14 protein-coding genes and 1 pseudogene are annotated in these 17608 nt (G+C 70.8%); 9 read left to right on the forward strand and 6 right to left on the reverse strand.

The genetic code is table 11. The features are described from left to right. The first annotated feature begins 112 nt into the window (after positions 1 to 112). The 3 genes from QCZ28_RS10800 (at position 113) to QCZ28_RS10810 (ending at position 2221) form a co-directional block, all read left to right on the forward strand. Complete coding sequence (locus QCZ28_RS10800) at positions 113 to 712, forward strand: RNA polymerase sigma factor (RefSeq protein ID WP_279516481.1); 600 nt, start codon at positions 113 to 115, stop codon at positions 710 to 712. After that, a complete protein-coding gene (locus QCZ28_RS10805; protein WP_279516482.1) occupies positions 709 to 1422 on the forward strand; it encodes a hypothetical protein in 714 nt (237 codons plus the stop codon). The genes QCZ28_RS10800 and QCZ28_RS10805 overlap by 4 nt, the downstream gene beginning before the upstream one ends. Positions 1423 to 1582: 160 nt before the next feature. Next, positions 1583 to 2221, forward strand: a complete 639-nt coding sequence (locus QCZ28_RS10810) for a hypothetical protein (RefSeq protein WP_279516483.1) — start codon at positions 1583 to 1585, stop codon at positions 2219 to 2221. Positions 2222 to 2267: 46 nt separating this feature from the next. Here QCZ28_RS10810 and QCZ28_RS10815 read toward each other — a convergent pair whose 3' ends face one another. Together QCZ28_RS10815 and QCZ28_RS10820 are read right to left on the reverse strand one after the other, a co-directional pair. Then, a complete protein-coding gene (locus QCZ28_RS10815) occupies positions 2268 to 2684 on the reverse strand; it encodes a hypothetical protein (RefSeq protein ID WP_279516484.1) in 417 nt (138 codons plus the stop codon). Positions 2685 to 2775: 91 nt separating this feature from the next. After that, positions 2776 to 3093: pseudogene (locus tag QCZ28_RS10820) on the reverse strand (family 43 glycosylhydrolase); the annotation flags it as partial. 195 nt (positions 3094 to 3288) lie between these two features. Between QCZ28_RS10820 and QCZ28_RS10825 the strand changes: the two are divergent. Genes QCZ28_RS10825 through QCZ28_RS10840 form a run of 4 tightly spaced genes read left to right on the forward strand, consistent with a single transcriptional unit; the run spans position 3289 to position 7531 of the window. Next, positions 3289 to 4581, forward strand: coding sequence for an extracellular solute-binding protein (locus QCZ28_RS10825; protein WP_279516485.1), 1293 nt, complete (start codon positions 3289 to 3291; stop codon positions 4579 to 4581). Positions 4582 to 4630: 49 nt separating this feature from the next. After that, positions 4631 to 5629: a sugar ABC transporter permease gene (locus tag QCZ28_RS10830; RefSeq protein ID WP_279516486.1), complete on the forward strand. Its 999-nt coding sequence runs from the start codon at positions 4631 to 4633 to the stop codon at positions 5627 to 5629. Next, positions 5626 to 6459, forward strand: coding sequence for a carbohydrate ABC transporter permease (locus QCZ28_RS10835; protein WP_279516487.1), 834 nt, complete (start codon positions 5626 to 5628; stop codon positions 6457 to 6459). The genes QCZ28_RS10830 and QCZ28_RS10835 overlap by 4 nt, the downstream gene beginning before the upstream one ends. 52 nt (positions 6460 to 6511) lie before the next feature. Then, on the forward strand, positions 6512 to 7531 hold the full coding sequence (locus QCZ28_RS10840; RefSeq protein WP_279516488.1) for a LacI family DNA-binding transcriptional regulator: 1020 nt from the start codon (positions 6512 to 6514) through the stop codon (positions 7529 to 7531). Positions 7532 to 7537: 6 nt separating this feature from the next. Here the strand turns inward: QCZ28_RS10840 and QCZ28_RS10845 are convergent, their stop codons facing one another. Then, entirely contained in the window at positions 7538 to 8245 is a 708-nt protein-coding gene (locus tag QCZ28_RS10845; RefSeq protein ID WP_279516489.1) for an ElyC/SanA/YdcF family protein, read from the reverse strand. Positions 8246 to 8807: 562 nt separating this feature from the next. Continuing rightward, positions 8808 to 10142: a PHB depolymerase family esterase gene (locus QCZ28_RS10850; RefSeq protein WP_279516490.1), complete on the reverse strand. Its 1335-nt coding sequence runs from the start codon at positions 10140 to 10142 to the stop codon at positions 8808 to 8810. A gap of 357 nt (positions 10143 to 10499) precedes the next feature. On the opposite strand from QCZ28_RS10850, the gene QCZ28_RS10855 reads away from it, so the two are divergent. Beyond that, positions 10500 to 12560, forward strand: a complete 2061-nt coding sequence (locus QCZ28_RS10855) for a cellulose binding domain-containing protein (protein WP_279516491.1) — start codon at positions 10500 to 10502, stop codon at positions 12558 to 12560. A 295-nt stretch (positions 12561 to 12855) separates the two neighbouring features. Here the strand turns inward: QCZ28_RS10855 and QCZ28_RS10860 are convergent, their stop codons facing one another. Then, positions 12856 to 15648, reverse strand: a complete 2793-nt coding sequence (locus QCZ28_RS10860) for a M14 family zinc carboxypeptidase (protein ID WP_279516492.1) — start codon at positions 15646 to 15648, stop codon at positions 12856 to 12858. Between the two features lie 188 nt (positions 15649 to 15836). Between QCZ28_RS10860 and QCZ28_RS10865 the strand changes: the two genes are divergently transcribed. Beyond that, a complete protein-coding gene (locus tag QCZ28_RS10865) occupies positions 15837 to 16193 on the forward strand; it encodes a hypothetical protein (RefSeq protein ID WP_279516631.1) in 357 nt (118 codons plus the stop codon). A 57-nt stretch (positions 16194 to 16250) separates the two neighbouring features. On the opposite strand, the gene QCZ28_RS10870 is transcribed toward QCZ28_RS10865, so the two are convergent. Next, positions 16251 to 17576: a glycoside hydrolase family 18 protein gene (locus QCZ28_RS10870; RefSeq protein ID WP_279516493.1), complete on the reverse strand. Its 1326-nt coding sequence runs from the start codon at positions 17574 to 17576 to the stop codon at positions 16251 to 16253. Positions 17577 to 17608: the final 32 nt, after the last annotated feature.

Here is a 17608-nt window from a genome sequence, read left to right on the forward strand (position 1 = left end):
CTGTTCACCCCGTCGTTGGCGGCGCGTCCATGCCGGTGGCTATCGTCGGACCGTAACTGATCAACGGGCCGGTCCGTCGGAACCAGCACCGTCCGACGGACAGAAGATGGTCATGGAGTCGAGTCTGCGCGCCCGGGTGCGAGCCGGTGATCCCGGCGCGTTCGCCGAGCTGTTCGACGCGTACGCGCGCTCGGTGTACAACCACGCGTTCCGGCTGACCGCCGACTGGGCCACGGCGGAGGACGTCATGGCCGCCACGTACCTGCAAGCCTGGCGTTCCCGGGAGCGGGTCACCGAGGAGGGCGGGTCGCTGCGTCCCTGGCTGCTCGGCGTCGCCACCAACGAGGCCCGCAACCACACCCGCAGCAACCGCCGCTACCGAAGGGTGGCCGCCGCGCTGATCGCCGCCGACCCCACGGTGCCCGACCACGCCGACGAGGTCGCCGGCCGACTCGACGACCGCCGACGCATCGCCGCCGCGCTCGATGCGTTGGCCCGGCTGCGCCGCCCCGAACGCGAGGTGCTGACCCTGTGCCTGTGGGAGGGCCTCGACTACGAGTCCGCGGCGGAGGCGCTGGGCGTTCCGGTCGGCACGGTGCGGTCCCGACTGTCGCGCGCGCGTGCCCGGCTCCGTACCCTCGTCGATGCCCCGCCGCGCGCCGCGCGAGCGCCGGTCGTGGACGCCTCGTTCGCGCGGGAGGTGAGCCGGTGAACGCGCCCGACCCGGCCGAGTGGGCGGAGATCGCCCCGCACCCCGGCGATCGCGACCTGCCGGCGGGCCGGCACGAGCTGCACCGCGACCGGTTGCTGACGGCGATCGCGCGGGAGTCGCGTACCCACAGCTCGCCCCGGGCGTCGTGGCGCCCGGCGCTCGCGCTGGCCGCGCTGGTCCTGGTCGCGGCGGCCGGCGCCGGGCTCGCCGTCAGCTCGGGCGACGACGAACCTACGGCGGCGCTGCCGTCGCCGCAGGCGAGCCGCTCGGCCGCCCGCCTCCCGCCGCCGGGCGCGGTCGCCAAGATCCGGGCGTACGGCACGGTGCGCCAACTCACCGACTCGGCGGACCTGGTGGTCCGGGGTGAGGTCGTGTCGGTGGCGGACGGGCGGAGCGTCTACCGGGTGGCCGAGGTGCTCTACCGCGCCCCGGTCGCCCCGGTCGCCACGGAGATCACGGTGGGCACCGAATCGGCCGGGTCGCCCGGTCGGCCGAGCGTGCTCTACCTGGCCCTCAGCGACCCGCAGGCGCGCGTCTACGCCCCGCTCAGCGGCGACTTCGGGATTTTCGACCTCGCCGGGGAGACGGCCACCAGCCGGTCGTCGGCGATGTCGGTGACCGGTCTGCGCGCCGAGGATGCCACCGGGGCGGGCCGCGCGTTCGTCACCACGCTGGCCGACCTCCGCCAGCTCGCCGGCGAGCGCCGCTGAGCCTGAACAAGCGCCGGCGAGCGCGGCTGAGCCCGAAAAAGCGCCAGCGAGCCGGAAAAAGATGGAACCCGCAGCCCGGAGCGCACAGATAGAAGGCGCAAGCAGTGCCGCGTTCCGGGCGAGACGCCCCGGGACGGCACCGAGACGCAAGGAGCGTTCCATGGCAGTCGACCTGCGCCGTACCCGGTCTCTGGTGGCCACCGCCGCCGCCGTGCTCGCCGCGGCGGCGATGTCCGCGTGCGGTAGCGCCGACGCCGACCAGGCCGCCGCACCCGTCCCGAGCAGCGCCGCCACGCCCAGCAGGGCCGCCGCCCCGAGCAGCGCCGCCACGCCGACCAGCGCCGTGCCGCCGATCAAGGGCAAGCTGCGCGGGTACGGCACCGTGCGGCAGCTCAGCGAGGCCGCCGACCTGGTCGTCCGGGGCGAGGTCGAGGCGGCCGGTTTCCGGGTCGACGAGGTGCTGCGCGCGGCGACCGGATCGACGGTGCGGGCCGGGGCGCGGATCACGCTCGCCAGCCTGCCCAGCGGTGTGCCGGACGCGGCGCACATGTCCACCCTGGAGGCGGGCCAGGTCGTGGTGCTCTACCTGGCCAAGGACCCGACGGCTCCGACGTTCCGGACGCTCAGCGGCGACTTCGGCGTGTTCGACGTGAGCGGGGCCGGCGCGGAGGCCGTCGCCGTGACCCGCTCGCAGGCCATGGCCGTCAGCGGTCTGCTCACCGAGGACCCGGCCGCGTCCGGCCACGGTTTCCGCACCACCCTCGGTCAGCTGCGCACTGTCGCCGCCCAGGTCAGGTAGGACGGGTGGGAACGCGGACGGCACCCGCCGAGTGCCGTCCGCGTGGTCACCGCTCGCGGTAGGTGGCGAGGTCGAAGTCGGCGTGTACGTCGCAGCCGCCCAGGCCCTGCACCCACAGGCCGAGGAAGGCCCCGGTGAAGCCCCACGCCGCCGGCTCACCGTCGATGATCAGCGCGGCGTGTTCGTCGGAGAGGATGGTCGCGTCCAACTCGACCGGTAGCCGCCGCCAACCGGCGCCGAGGTCGTACTCGAAGCGCACCGCCGGTCCGTCGATGACGGCCCGCAGCCCGACCCGGGTGACGCCGTCGGCATCGACGCTCAGCTCGGGGTACGCGGTGCGCCGCCCATTGTCGGAGCTGAGCAGCTCCAGCACCGTCCGTCCGTCGTCGGCCCGGGTCAGGTAGAGGTGGTGCCAGTTGAGGGTGTTGTAGTAGGCGGTGATCCCGGGCCGGGAGCGCGCCATGGTGGAAGTTCTGCGGATCCCAGTAGCCGCTGGCGAAGCTGGCCACGTCGCTGTAGACGAGGTGGAACAGACCGTCGTGGTACGTCAGGTCGGGCGCCCACACCCCGTTGGAGTCGCCGCAGCCGCGCAGATCGAGCAGCCGCCGCTCGGTGATGATCCCGCCGAGGCTGCGCCAGTTCACCAGATCGCGCGAGTGGTGCACGCGCACCCCCGGGTACCACTCGAAGGTCGAGGTGGCCAGGTGGTAGTCGTCGCCGACGCGCAGGATCGACGGGTCGGGGTGGAAGCCGGCGAGGACGGGATTGCGGATCGACCGGGCAGCGGTCGCCACGTCAGCGATGTCGGTCGACACGAGCGCTCCTCTGGGCGGGCGGTCTGCAACTTCCGGAAACTCGCGATCAGGGGCCATTGAAGGTCGTGCCTACGCTAGCCGGTCTTTTCGTATTAGGACAGAGGTATTGACCGGTGAGGCGACAGCTCGTAGCGTGCCGGCCATCGATCGGTATTACCGGCGAAGCATTGAAAGTTTCGGAGATCCGTGGATCCCCACCGGCCGGCTCCGCCGGCGTTCGAGCACCCCCGTGAGTCCCCGAAGGGATGGATCATGACCACGCACCTTTCCCGTCGAACGCTGCTCGGTCTCGCCGGTGCCGGCGCCGGCGCCTGTCTGCTGAGCGCGTGCGGCGACGACGAGCCCAGCGACCCGAACGCCCCGCAGACCATCAACTGGTGGCACATCCAGAACACCGAGCCGATGCTTCCGGTCTGGGCGGCGCTGGCCAGCGAGTACAAGGCCGCACACCCGAACGTCACCCTCGACATCCAGCCGCTGGAGAACGAGGCGTTCAAGGCCAAGCTCACCACCGCCACCCAGGCCGGTGACCCGCCCGACCTGTTCCAGTCCTGGGGTGGTGGCGTGCTCAAGCAGCAGGTGGACGCGGGCCTGGTCAAGGACATCACCGACGACGTGAAACCGTGGATCGGGGGCCTGCTGCCCGCCGCCCTGGAGCCGTACACGATCGACGGCAAGATCTACGGTGTCCCGTTCGACATCGGCATGGTCGGTTTCTGGTACAACAAGGACCTCTTCACCCGCGCCGGCATCACCGCAGCGCCCACCACCTGGGCGGGTGTGCTCGACGCGGTCCGTCAGCTCAAGGCCGCCGGCATCACGCCGATCGCCCTGGCCGGCAAGGACAAGTGGCCGGCCCACTATTACTGGTCCTACCTCGCGATGCGCGTCGGCGGGGTGGGCGCGCTGCAGAAGGCCGTCGACGACAAGAACTTCGACTCGCCTGACCTCGTCGCCGCCGGCGATCGGCTGAAGGAACTCGTCGACCTGCAGCCGTTCCAGAAGGGGTTCCTCGGTGCGGCGTACGGAACGCCCGACGGCCAGGCCGCCGCCATGGGCAACGGCGGCGCGGCGATGGAGCTGATGGGGCAGTGGGCACCCGCGGTCCAGGCTTCCAGCTCCACCAGCAAGAAGGGCCTCGGCGACAAGCTCGGCTTCTTCCCCTTTCCCACCGTCGATGGTGGAAAGGGCGCCACGACCGAGGTGTTCGGCGGCGGCAACGGCTTCGCCATCGGCAAGGACGCCCCCGCCGCCACCGCCGACTTCCTGAAGTTCCTGCTCAGCGCCGACAACCAGCGCAAGTCGGCGCAGACCGGCGCGGTGCTACCGACGGTGCGGGAGGCCGCGACGGCGATCCCCGACGCCAACGGCAAGCTCCTCGCGGAGACCCTGGCCAGCTACACCGGCTTCCAGCTCTACCTCGACCAGGCGTACGCGCCGGCGCTCGGTTCGCAGATCAACGACAGCGTCGCCGAGTTGATCGCCGGCAACAAGTCGCCCGCGCAGATCGTCAAGGACATCACGCAGGTGGCGAAGACCGTCTGACCGTGACCACCCACCCATCCGTAGCCGGAAAACCCCCTGTGGAGCAGGCATGACCAGGCCATCGACCGTGTCGGACGCCAGGCGCGGCGACCCGGCGACGGACCCGCCGGCACCGGGGCCGGGCACCGTGCGACAGCGCGGCCGCCAGCCCCGGCCGGGCCGCGGCGGCGTCCTCGCCATCTTTCTCACCCCAGCCCTGGTGCTGTTCCTGCTGCTGGTCGTCGCCCCCATCCTGGTGGCCAGCTACGCCAGCCTCTACAAGTGGAACGGCTTCGGGCTGCCGGAGAACTTCATCGGGCTGGACAACTACACCCGCGCCTTCCAGGACCCGACCTTCCGTGGCGACCTCTGGCGCGGCTTGGTCCTGGTGCTGCTGTCCCTGGTCGTCCAGCTGCCCGCGGCGTTGGCCCTGGCCATGCTGCTCAACCAGCCACTGCGGGGCCGCGCCGCGTACCGGCTGATCTTCTTCGCGCCGTACGTGCTCTCCGAGGTCACCACGGCCGTCCTGTTCGACCTGGTGTTCTCACCCAACCGGGGCCTGGGCGACGCGATCGCGACGTGGTTGAGCGCCGACGCCGGCACGGTCTTCGCCGACCCGGACACCGTGCTGTACGCCGTCTTCCTCGTGGTGTCCTGGAAGTACTTCGGCCTCTACATGATGCTCTTCCTCGCCGCCCGTCAGGGCATCCCCAAGGAGTTGTCCGAGGCCGCGGTGACCGACGGCGCCTCCGCCTGGCAGGCGTTCCGGCACGTCACCCTGCCCCTGCTCGGGCCGACGATCCGCATCAGCGTCTTCCTGTCGGTCATCGGCACCATCCAACTGTTCGACATGGTCTGGGTGCTCACCCGGGGCGGCCCGATCCACTCGTCGGAGACCATGGCCGTGACGATGTACGAGTACGGCTTCCGCCGCTTCGAGGTCGGCTACGCCAGCGCGATCAGCATCGTCATGTTCCTGCTGAGTCTCGTCTTCGCTCTCTTCTACCAGCGCATCGTCCTGCGTCGGGACACCGCGGGCGCGATCACCAACCAGGGAGGCCAGCGATGACAGTGAACCGCGCCCAGCGGTCCCGCGGCCTCGTGCTGCACCTCGTCTGCGTCCTCGTCGGAGCGCTCATCGTCGTACCGGTCTGGTTCGGCGTGCTCGGCGGCTTCAAGGACAACGGTCAACTCTCCACCAATCCGCTGGGTTGGCCCGACCCCTGGCTGCCGTCGAACTACACGGACATCCTGATGTCGGAGGTGTTCTGGCGGCAGCTCGGCAACAGTCTTCTCATCGCCGTGAGCAGCACCGTCATCGTCGTCGCCGCGGCGGCGATGGCCGCGTTCGTCTTCGCGCGGTACGCCTTCCGGGGCCGCGAGTTTCTGGTGACCTTGTTCGCGATCGGCCTGATGTTCCCGTTCGCGGTGGCCATCCTGCCGCTGTTCGTCCTGCTGCGCGGCATGGGCCTGCTGGACAACCCGCTCGGTGTCATCCTGCCCCAGGCCGCCTTCGGGCTGCCGATTACCATCATCATCCTGCGCCAGTTCTTCCGCACCATCCCGGCGGAGATCGAGGAGGCCGCCGTCCTCGACGGCTGCGGCTCGTTCGGCTTCTTCTGGCGGGTCCTGCTGCCGATGGCCCGCCCCGCCCTGGCCACCGTCTCGGTGTTGGCCGTGGTGACCAGTTGGAACAACTTCATGCTCCCGCTGGTCGTCTTCACCGACCAGAGCTGGTGGACCCTGCCCGTCGGGGTGCAGGCGTTCCAGGGCCAGTACACCGCCGAGACCGCACGGGTGCTCGCCTACGTCGTGCTGTCCATGGTGCCGGCCCTGGGTTTCTACGCCGTGGCCGAACGCCAACTCATCGGCGGCCTCACCGGCAGCATCAAGGGATGACAGCACACCACCGCGAGCAGACCTGACGTTTCCAACAGGAGGCAGGGGGACCGTGGGTACAGAGAACGGCCGAAACGTCACCATCGCCATGATCGCCCGGTTGGCCGGAGTCTCCGTACCCACCGTCTCCCGGGTCATCAACGGCCGCTCCGACGTCGCCCCGGACACCCGGGAACGCGTCGAGGCGCTCCTCAACCGGCACGGCTACCGCCGCCGTGCACCGGCCCGGCGTACCGACGCCGCCCTGATCGACCTGGTCTTCAACGACCTGGACAGCCCGTGGGCGGTGGAGATCATCCGGGGGGTGGAGGACGTCGGCCAGGCCAGCGGCGTCGGCACCGTCGTGTCGGCCATCCACTGGCGGATGTCCTCGGCCAAGCAGTGGCTCGACAACATGCGTACCCGCTCCACCGAGGGCATCATCTTCGTGACCTCGATGGTGAATCCGCCATTGCAGGCCGAGCTGCGTCGGCTGCACCTGCCGGTCGTCATCATCGACCCGGCCGGGGTCGACCCGCAGGAGTCACCCACCATCGGCGCCACCAACTGGGCGGGCAGCCTCAGCGCCAACCAGTACCTGATCAACCTGGGTCATCGTCGCATCGGCTTCATCGCCGGCCCGCCGCACCTGATGTGCAGCCGGGCCCGGATGGACGGCTACCGGGCCGCCCTCGGCGCCGCGCGTATCCCCATCGACGACGCCCTGATCCGGCCGGGAAACTTCTACCACGAGTCCGGCTTCACCGCGGGCATACAGCTGCTGAGCCTGCCCGACCCGCCCACCGCCATCTTCGCCTCCAGCGATCAGATGGCCCTCGGCGTCTACGAGGCGGTCCGCAAACGCGGCCTGCGGGTGCCCGACGACGTCAGCGTGGTCGGCTTCGACGACCTGCCGGAGGTGCGGTGGTGCTCGCCGCCGCTGACCACCGTCCGTCAACCCCTGGCCGAGATGGGCATGCTGGCCGCGCGTACCGTGCTGCGGCTGGCCAGCGGCGAGCGGACCGAGAGCCCCCGGGTGGAGCTCGCCACCGAACTCATCGTCCGCGACAGCGTCGCACCTGCCCGGTCGTGATCCTGCTCAGTCGACCCGCAACGCGTCGTCGACGCCCGTCTCGCGGCGGCCCAGGTGCGCCGGGTCACGACCGGAGAGCAGGTCCAGCGCGGCCTTCAGGCAGGCGCCGTTCTCGCGCGAGGAACTGAACCACCACGTCTGGGCGTACCGCTTCGCGCTGTCGTCGCCCACCCCGTTGGCGTCGATGCCGAGCCGCCGGCACAGCGCCACGGCGCGCGGAAGATGGAACGACTGGGTCACCACTGTGGCTCGTCGCACCCCGAAGATCCGCTCGGCCCGCGCGCACGAGTCGTAGGTGTCGAATCCGGCGTAGTCCGGCACCACCTTGTGTGCTGGCACACCCCGCTCCACCAGCCAGCTCCGCATCGCGGCGGGCTCGTTGTAGTCGGCGTCCATGTTGTCGCCCGACACGAGGATCGCCCGAACCTTGCCGGCGTCGAACAGTCGCCGCGCGATCTCCAACCGGGCCGCGAGGACGGGGGAGGGTGTGCCGTCCGCGTCCACCTTGGTGCCCAGCACCAGCGCGACCGGCGCGTCCGGCACCTCGGCCTCGGCGTAGAGATGGCCGTCGGCGATGTCGCGGATCCACGTCACGCTGGCCACCGTGCCCCCGGCCAGCGCCACCGCCCCCACCACGAGCGCGAGCACCGCACGGCGGGCCAACCGTCGATGCTCCGCGTACCACCGCCTGGCCGCCCCGAATCGTCCCCGCATGCCGCAAGGCTATTCGGTTCGTGCGCGCGGCGATCGACCGCGTCGCCGTCGACCTGATGCCGCGTCGTCCCGCCGAAACACCACCACCGCGGCAGCGAACAGAGGCGGTTGTCTATGGACAATCGCTCACTGTTAGCGTTAACGTTACGGACAGTCGTCGATACTCGAACGATCTCAGGCCGTTGTGACGGAGTTGTCGCCACTGATCCGAGGCGTGACGGACGACGATCGTGGCGTGGGGCGGGTGGCACGCGGCCGGCGCGAGACGGCCCGAGACCACCACCGGGCGACCCGCGCGCCACGCGGCCGAGGCATGAACGGCCACCGGGAATCCAGGGCAGTGCAGCAGCCGGGACAGTCGTGCGACGACAACCGGCCGTCCGCCTGTCAGCGCGCACCGCTGAGCAGCGGCCCACCCCTGGGCCGCCCCTGACGACGACCGTCGGTCCCGGCCCTGGCCGCCCGGGTCGCGTCCCGCTGTTCGGAGTCCGGGCCCGAACAGCGGGACGCCACCCAGCGCGGCGGCGACAACCGAGGGGGTACGCCGACGGCGGTCAGCGCGTCAGCTGCGGGTCCAGCGCTGGCTGTTCGTGCCGTTGCAACTCGCCAGGACCATCGGGGTGCCGTTGGCGGTTCCGGCGGCGTTCGGCGTGAGGCACAGGCCGGACTGCACGCCGGTGACAGTGCCGTCGGTGTTGAGGTTCCACTGCTGGTTGGTGCCGCCGTTGCAGTCCCAGATGATCACCCGGGTGCCCGGCGAGGTTCCGGCGCCCTCGGCGTCCAGGCACTTCGTGCCGTACACCTGGAGTTGTTTCGCGGCGGTCGCCGTCCACTGCTGGTTGGTGCCGCCGTTGCAGTCCCACAGCGTCAGCTGGGTGCCGTTGGTCTGCGACCGGGACGGGACGTCCAGGCAGCGGCCGGCCCCGGTGTTGCGCAGCGGCCCGGCCGTGCCGCCGGGGGGCGGCGTGGTGGGGCTCGTGGTGTCGAAGCCGAGGAAGCGGATCGCCTGCGCGGCGTCGAACGGGATGGAGTGGCCGTATCCCTGGAAGCTGATCGCCTCGACAGGCGCCGTGCCGCCGGTGCCCCCGTACCGGGTGCGGGTGGCGCTGGCCTGCGGGGAGTCGGTGAAGCTGGGGGTCGGTGACACGCCCTGCACGTTGGTCCACTGCTTGATCTGCTCGCCGAAGTTGACGTAGCTCAGCGTGGTGTCCGTGGTGCCGTGCCAGATCTGGAACCGGGGACGCTTGCCGGAGTAGCCGGGGTAGGCGTTGCGGACCAGGTCACCCCACTGCTGTCCGGTCCTGACGATCCGCCCGCCGGAGCACTCGCTGTTCCACTCCGCGCCGTTGGTGGTGGCGAAGCACCCGAACGGGACACCGGAGGCGCTGAACCCGGCGTTGAACAGGTCCGGGTAGAGGCCGACCATGACGTTGCTCATCATGGCGCCGGAGGAGAAGCCGCCCACAGCGATCCGGTTGGCGTCGACCGGGTAGCGGCTCCGGACGTGGTCGACCATGGACTTCAGGCCGACCGGGTCGCTGCCGCCGTCACGGCGCAGAGCCTGCGGTGACGAGACGTCCCAGCACTTGCTGCTGCGGGTCACCGACGGGTAGATCACGATGAAGCCGTAGCGGTCGGCGAGGGTGCTGAGCCCGAAGCCGGTGTGCACCGCCGGGCCGCTGCCGGTGCAGTAGTGCAGGGCGAGCAGCAGGGCCGGCTGGGCGGCCACCCGGTCCGGCACGTACAGGTGCATCTGGAGGTTCGTCGGGTTGGTGCCGAAGTTGGTCACCTGCGTGAGCGTCGCGGCCGACGCCGGGGTGGCCACCGTGACCACGGCCGTCATCGTCGCCAGTGTCGTCGCGAGCGCGGCGGCCAGCAGTGCGATCCTTGCTCTCATCAGCGGTTCCTTTTGTCGTGAGTCGGGCACCCGACGCTGATCGCCTCACATCGACTGTGAGCGATAACATGCCGTTCGTCAAACGATAGACCATGACGCCCGTCGATTTGCTGCGCCGGCTCAAGACGACGGGCTGACGCACCTTGAGATTGGCCGGCCGCCAGTGCCATTGTGGTACGTCGATGAAGCCGCGCGCGGGCTGACCTCCGTCCACTGGGCAGCCGGGATCCAGATGCGATCCCGGGGGACGGTGACACAAGCGATGGACCAACGAGAGCCAGTCGTCCACGAGCTCGCCCGTCCCCGCGTCGCACAGTGACCGGCGGGGCGGCTCACCTGCGCGAAGGAACCCCGCCCATGCGTACACCGAAGACCCGTGCAGCACTCCTGGCGGGCCTGCTGCTCACCGCGAGCGCGCTCGCGGGCGTCAACCCGCCATCCGCCAGCGCGGCAGCCGACCCGGTCACCGTGACCGTCAACACCCGCGCCGGTCTGGCGACCGTGCCGGACACCGCGCTCGGCGTCAACCACGCCATCTGGGACGCGAACCTCGGCACCGCCGAGACATCGGACCTGCTCCGCGACGCCGGCGTGCAGATGATGCGCTACCCCGGCGGCTCGTACGCCGACATCTACCACTGGAAGGACCACACCGCGCCCGGCGGTTACGTCGCGCCGGGAACCGACTTCGACACCTTCATGGCGGCGGTCCGGCGCGCCGGCGCCCAGCCGATGATCATCGCGAACTACGGCACCGGCACGCCCGCCGAAGCCGCCGACTGGGTGCGGTACGCCAACGTGACAAAGGGCTACGACGCCCGCTACTGGACCGTCGGCAACGAGAACTACGGCAACGGCCACTACGGGTCCGCCTGGGAGGCGGACAACCACCCGGACAAGAGCGCGACACAGTACGCGAGGCTGGTCGTCGAGTACGCCGACGCGATGAAGGCGGTGGACCCGAGCATCAAGGTCGGGGCGGTGCTGACCATGCCGGGCAACTGGCCGGACGGGATCACCGCCGGCAGCGACCCCGGCCCGTGGAACCAGACGGTGCTCTCCATCGCCGGCCCGAAGATCGACTTCGTGGACGTGCACTGGTACCCGGGCGGCACGGCGGCCGAGTCCCTGGCCCGCGTCAACCACCTCCCCGACGCCACCTACCTGCTGCGGCAACAACTCACGCGGTACGCCGGTGCGAACGCCGACCGTATCGGCATCAGCTTCACCGAGCTGAACGTCGACGCGGGCCGGACCACCCAGCCGGCGGCACTCTTCCTGGCCGACGTCTACAGCGGGCTGCTGGAGAGCGGCGTCTTCACCGTCCAGTGGTGGAACGTGCACAACGGCATGGGCGCCGTGACGCAGGTGGCCGGCCAGACCGACTACGGCGACTTCGGAATGCTCTCCAGCGGCGCCTGCACCGAGGCCGGCTCGGTCTGCCAACCGCCGCTGAACACGCCCTTCGCGCCGTACCACGGGCTGCGCATGATGAAGCTCTTCGCGACGCCCGGCGACCAGTTCGTCCGCGCCGGCACCGACGAGCCGCTGGTCACCGCGCACGCGGTCCGCCGGGTCAACGGTGACCTCGCCGTGCTGCTGGTGAACAAGGACCCGGACAACGACCACCCGGTCGCCATCGACTACGCCGGGTTCACCCCGTCGGCGGTCGCACCGACGGTGTCCACCCTCACCAACGGCGCCACCGGCATCGCGACCAGCCAGTCCGGTTCGGCGACCAGCCGCACGCTGCCGGCGTACTCGTTGACCACGATCGTGCTGCGACCGGCCGGCACGTCCGCCGGACGACCCTCGACGCCGGGTCAGCCCACCGCGAGCGGCGTCACCGAACGCGCCGCGACGATCACCTGGCCGGCGGCCACCCCGGGTGGCAGCCCCATCGCCAAGTGCGAGGTGTACCGGCACAACGGCGCGGTCAGCGAGCAGCTCGGCGAGACGGCGTCCACCTCGTTCACTGTCGACAACCTGGTGCCGGGCAGCAGGTACACCGTCAACGTGCTGGCCCGCGACACCGCCGGCCGGGTCTCCTGGGCCTCTCCGCCGCTCACCTTCGCCACCGGCAGCCCCGCCGCCAGCGCGTGCACCGTCCGCTTCACCACCGCCAACGACTGGGGCAACGGCTACATCGGTGGCGTCGACATCACCAACAACGGGACGAAGCCGATCAACGGCTGGACGCTCACCTGGACCTGGCCCACCGGCTGGCAGCAGGTGAGCAGCGGCTGGAGCGCCACCTGGGAACAGGTCGGCACGGCCGTGCGGGTCACCCCGACCGACGACAACCGGCAGATCGCCGCCGGCGGCAGCGTGAGCGCCGGGTTCGTCGGCGCGTACGGCGGGCCGAACGTGCTGCCCACCGCGTTCACCCTCAACGGCACGGTGTGCGCCACCGGCTGACCGAGCTGATGCCTGTCGCGCCCGTCGACCTGGGCACATGTCGTCCGACCGTCGGAGGGCGACATCCTGGGTAGCGACGCTTTGGAGCTGATGCCGCAAACGAATCAGGACACGTGACAGCCGTGGGGTCAGCGGAGTCGGTCCAGGGGTCAGCTGATTCGTTGACGGCATCAGCTCTATAGGGGCGTAAGTCCACCCGCAGTGGTTCCGGCGGCGGCACCTGACCAACCCCGGAACGCACCGACACGCCCGCCCCCGACATGTGGGGGCGGGCGTGTCGGCGTGCGGGGCTACGTCAGGCGACCACCGATCGCAGTGGCACACCGGCGTCGCGCAGCGCGCGTACCAGATCATTCGTGAACGGATGTTCGTCGGCCTGGAGGCCCTGCGGGTTCGGGATCACGACGTACGCCGAACCGTCCTTCACGGACGCCTTCGCGTCGGTGCTGAAACGGTCGACGATGGCCTGCGCGCGCGGCAGGTCGCCGGCGGCGACCTCGATGGTGATCGGCCGCCAGCCGCCGCCCAGATCGGGCGTCACCGGCGCGGCGGCGGCGCTGGCGCGCGCCGCGTCGACACCGGCCGAGCGCCGGGCGTCCGGAGCCGCGCCCCCCGGGTAGAGCAGCGCGTTGGCCACCAGGTGCAGACCATTCTCGTTGTACGCCCGGAAGAGCGGGTTGAACGCGAACAGCACCGCCCGACCGGCGCCGGTCGGCTCGTCCACCACCGCCGCGGTGCCCTTGAGGGTGTCCGCGCCGACGGTGTAGCCGTTGGCCCAGAACGTGTCACCGGTCGGGTAGCTCAGCACGTTCGTCCCGGTGGTGCTCGGCGTGAGGACCGGGTCGCTGTTGTTGAACTCGAAGTCCTCCGCCGGGCGACCCGACGCGACCGGGCTGTCGGTGTCGACGTCCACCCGCAGGTGTGAGCCGATCACCAGGTAGTCGGCCGGCTTCGTCTTCTCGGTGGTGGAGGTGAGCCCGGCGGCGCGGGCCAACCTGGTGCCCTCGTTGCGCAGCCCGACGTAGGTGTGGCCCTGGGCGATCCACTCGCGCAGGTTGGCCTGGCCGGCGGCGGTCAGACCGCCGGTCGGGCTGCTGCCGTCCGGCACCACCAGCACGGTACGCCCGGTGAACGCGGCGGTGTTGTCGTTGATGTCGGCAGTGGTGACCGGCTTGAGGTCCAGGCCCCACCGCTTGCCGAGCACGTAGCGCGCCTCGCCGTGGGAGCCCGACGTGGTGGAGATGCCGGTGCCCTGGAAGAGCCCGACGTCGGGCAGGTCGAGGCGGGTGCCGGTCGGCCGGCCGCCGGGGGTGAGCGTCACCCCGAGCGAGGTGGCCAGCTCGTCGACACTGCGCTTCACAGTGGCAGCCGGGACGGCTACCCGGCTGGTCGCGAGGTCACGCACCAGCGGGACACCGCGGCCGAGCAGCGCGAAGGTGAACTCGGCGGCGGCGGCCGAGTCCAGTGGGTACGTGTACGAGCCCCACGGCCACGCCGCGCCGGTGCGACCACCGGAGACCTTCCGGACCAGCTCGGCCTTCGGCTTGACGGTGTCGCCGGTGTAGATCGCCGAGACACCCATCAGCAGCGGGTTGCTCCAGGACGACACGTCGTAGAAGTACGGGAACGGCACGTACGGGTCCTCGCCCATGACGGCCTGGATCCAGTGCTTCTGCGGCTGGTCCATCGGGATCCAGTACGCGCCAACGGGCACTGTCACGTTGGTGGCGGTGCGCCCGCCGAAGACCCGCGCGGTGGGCACCCGGGTCGGTTTGCGCACCTCGTACACCTCGACGTCCATCCGGCGCAGCCGCTCGACGAGTTGGCGGACGTCGGCGAGCTGCCGGTCGGGCAGCAGGAAGTACGAGCGGACCGTGACGTCCGGCACCGGGAACTGGACCTCGTTGGTGGGCTGCACCACCTCGTTCGGCTCCAGTGTGCCCGCCCTGCCCTGGGCGAGCGCATCGGTCCAGATGTCGAAGTAGCCGTCCAGCACCTCACGCTTGTGCGCGGCGGCCCAGCCGAGCGTCGACCACTGGGTGTGGAACTGCTGCTGGACCCGGTCGGCCACCGCCGACGCGCTGCCCTTCTCGTACGTCATGCCGGCCGCGCCGAAGCCGGTGGTCGGCACCGTGTCGCCATAGCCCATGAAGAACATGTCGTACGTGTCGTAGTTGAAGTAGCACTCGGTGGTGACGGTCTCGTCGCAGGCCCCGTTGAAGCCGAAGCCGGCCTTGTTGGCCTCGCCGATCCGGTTGATCCAGTCCACCGCCTCACCGGCGATCTCGTGGTGGATCGGGTCGGCGTTGGGCGGGAAGAAGTACTGCCGGCCACCCATCTCGTGCGCGTCGATGAAGACCTGCGGCGGGTAACGGCGCAGCAGTTCGAGCTTGCCGTCGGTCTCCTGCTGGGTGCGGGCGAACCAGTCCCGGTTCAGGTCGAAGCCGAACTCGTTCTGCCGCCGGGTGGCGTCGCGGCCGTCCGGGTTCTGGGTGGGGACGATGATGGTGACCAGGTTGTCGTTGCGCTCGGCGACGGCGCAGGACAGGCCGGCCGCCAACTCGTACAGCGTCTTGAGCGCCGCGTCCGCGCCGCTCTTCTCGCCGCCGTGCACGTTCGCGGTGACCCAGACGATGGCCGGGCTGTCCTTCGCCGTCCGGGCGGCCGTCCGCGCGCTGGTCCGGCGCGGGTCACGCAGGTCCCGGACGTCGTCGGCGATCTGGCGTAGCGCGGCGGGGCGCACGTGACGTTCGTTGGACACCACCGCGTACGGCAACGGTTGGCCGAGCACGCTGGTGGTCATCACGCCGGTGACGACCCGGTTCGAGGCGCGGTCGACGGCCCCGAGGTAGGTGCGGGCCTCGTCGTTGGTGACGACCCGTTCTTGACCCGCGCCGAGCGGGAAGCCGAGCACGGTCTCCGGGCTGGGCACGGTGCCCAGCCGGGCGGTCGGGTCGTCGCTGCACCGGGAGGGCGGGGCGGCGCTCGCGGCAGGTGTGTTACCGAGCAGGGGAGTCGTGCCGAGCAGGAGGGCGATCGTGGCGGCACTCGCCAGGCGTCTGGCGGGGACCTTCCGGAATGGACGCATCGATGGGGCCATGAGTCGTGTTTCCCTTCTCGGGCACAACCTCGCAGTGGCCGGAGCCTATGAACCGCCGACAGGGCGGTCAAGGCTTGATCGATATTGCTGACTACACGGCGGGCCGGTCCCGACGCGGACTGGCAGGATGGGTGGCGCGGGTTTGTCGTCGCCTGGGAGGAGGAGACGTGCCAGAGATGATCACGCTCTCGATCCATCCGGATCTTCCGTCCGCCGCCGCGCGGCGTTCGCTGGCGTCCTGGCTGCGCGCCGAGGAGCGGCTGCGGGAGGGGGTGACCACGACGTCTGCTGACGGGGAGGCGGCGGGCCACCCGGACGTCCTGCGGGTGGCCGCCGGCGACGCGGGCACCGCCATGGTGCTCATCCAGGCGGTCGCCGCCTGGCTGACCCACCGCCGCGAGGATGTGACGGTGACGCTCACCCGGCCCGACGGTTGGTCGGCCGAGGTGGACGTCCACCGCGCTCGAGACATGGACCAGGTGACCGCGCTCATCGAGGCGGCGGTGCGCGCGGTGACCGCCCCACAGGGCTGACCGGCCCGCCGCCGGCCGAGGAGTCGGTCGGCGACGGGCCGCAGGGATCGGGTACGCCTACCAGGTCGTCAGGCCGAGGCCGATCGTCTTGGTCAGGGTGGCGTTGTCGTCGTCGCCGTCGAGCGACCAGATCATGGCGCCGGCCAGGCCGGCCCGTCGGATGTAGAGCGTCTTCTGCAACACCACCGCCGGGTCGTCGTACGTCCACAACGTCGTACCGTCGAACAACCAGGCGTGCCCGGCGCGCAGGTCGCGGTGCACGGTGTAGCCGTTGCCGGCCAGCGTCCTGAGCTCCTTGTAGTCCTCGTACCCCGCTTCGAAGGTGGCCGGCGCGGGCCCGGTGGCCGGCTGGAACAGGCCGTTGCCGCCGCCGGTGATGCCGGTCCAGCCGCGACCGTAGTAGGGGATGCCGAGCACGAGCTTGTCCCGTGGCGCGCCGCGGGCGATCCACCCGTCGACGGCCACCTCGACGGAGAAGTCCGGGTTGTCCGGGGCGCCCGCCGGGACGCGAAGCGCGGACTGCTGGTTGGCCCGCGCGTCCCAGCCGCCGTGGAAGTCGTACCCCTGCACGGTGGCGAAGTCCAGGTACTTGAAGATCTTGCGGCCCTCGTAGCCGGCGTCCATGGTGGCCGGGCTGGCCGGCAGGAACGCGGTCAGCGGGTGGTGTGCGCGGGTGGTGCGCCCGTACCCGTCGAGTTGCCGGCGGAACTCGGCGAGCAGTTTGGTGAAGTTCTCCCGGTCCTCCGGGCGGATGACGTTGCCGGGTTCACCCTCCGAGCCGGGCCACTCCCAGTCGAGGTCGATGCCGTCGAAGACGCCGGCGGCGGCGCCCGAAGGGCTGCCCGGGAGGTTGCCCCTGAGGTAGAGGTCGATGCAGGACGCGACGAACGCCTTGCGGGAGGCGTCGGTGCGGGCCGCGTTCGAGAAGTACGTCGACCAGCTCCAGCCGCCCAGCGAGATCAGCACCTTCAGGTCGGGGTGCTTGGCCTTGAGCTTGGCGAGCTGGTTGAAGTTGCCGTTGAGCGCCTGGCCGGGGGCGTCGGCGACCCCGTCGACGCTCTCCTCGGCCGGGACGGGTCGCTGGTAGTCGGCCCAGGCGTCGCCCTCGCCCGGCCCACCGTCCACGTAGCAGCGGCCGTCCTCGCTGACGTTGCCGAAGGCGTAGTTGAGGTGGGTGAGGTGGCTCGCCGCCCCGGAGGTTTCGAGTTTCTTGACCGGGAAGGCCCGGCCGTAGATGCCCCACTGGGTGAAGTAGCCGACCCGGTGGTAGCCGGCGCGGTCCGCTTTGCCGCCCGCGTTCGCGGCGGCTGGTGGGGCGGCGGTCACCAGCACTGTCGCCAGGGCGACGACGGCGGTGAGACGGCGGTGACGGAATGGTCGCATCGGCACACTCCCACGAGACATCAGACAGAATT

This window comes from Micromonospora sp. DH14 (assembly GCF_029809455.1).
In the GTDB taxonomy this organism is placed as follows: Bacteria; Actinomycetota; Actinomycetes; order Mycobacteriales; family Micromonosporaceae; genus Micromonospora; species Micromonospora parva.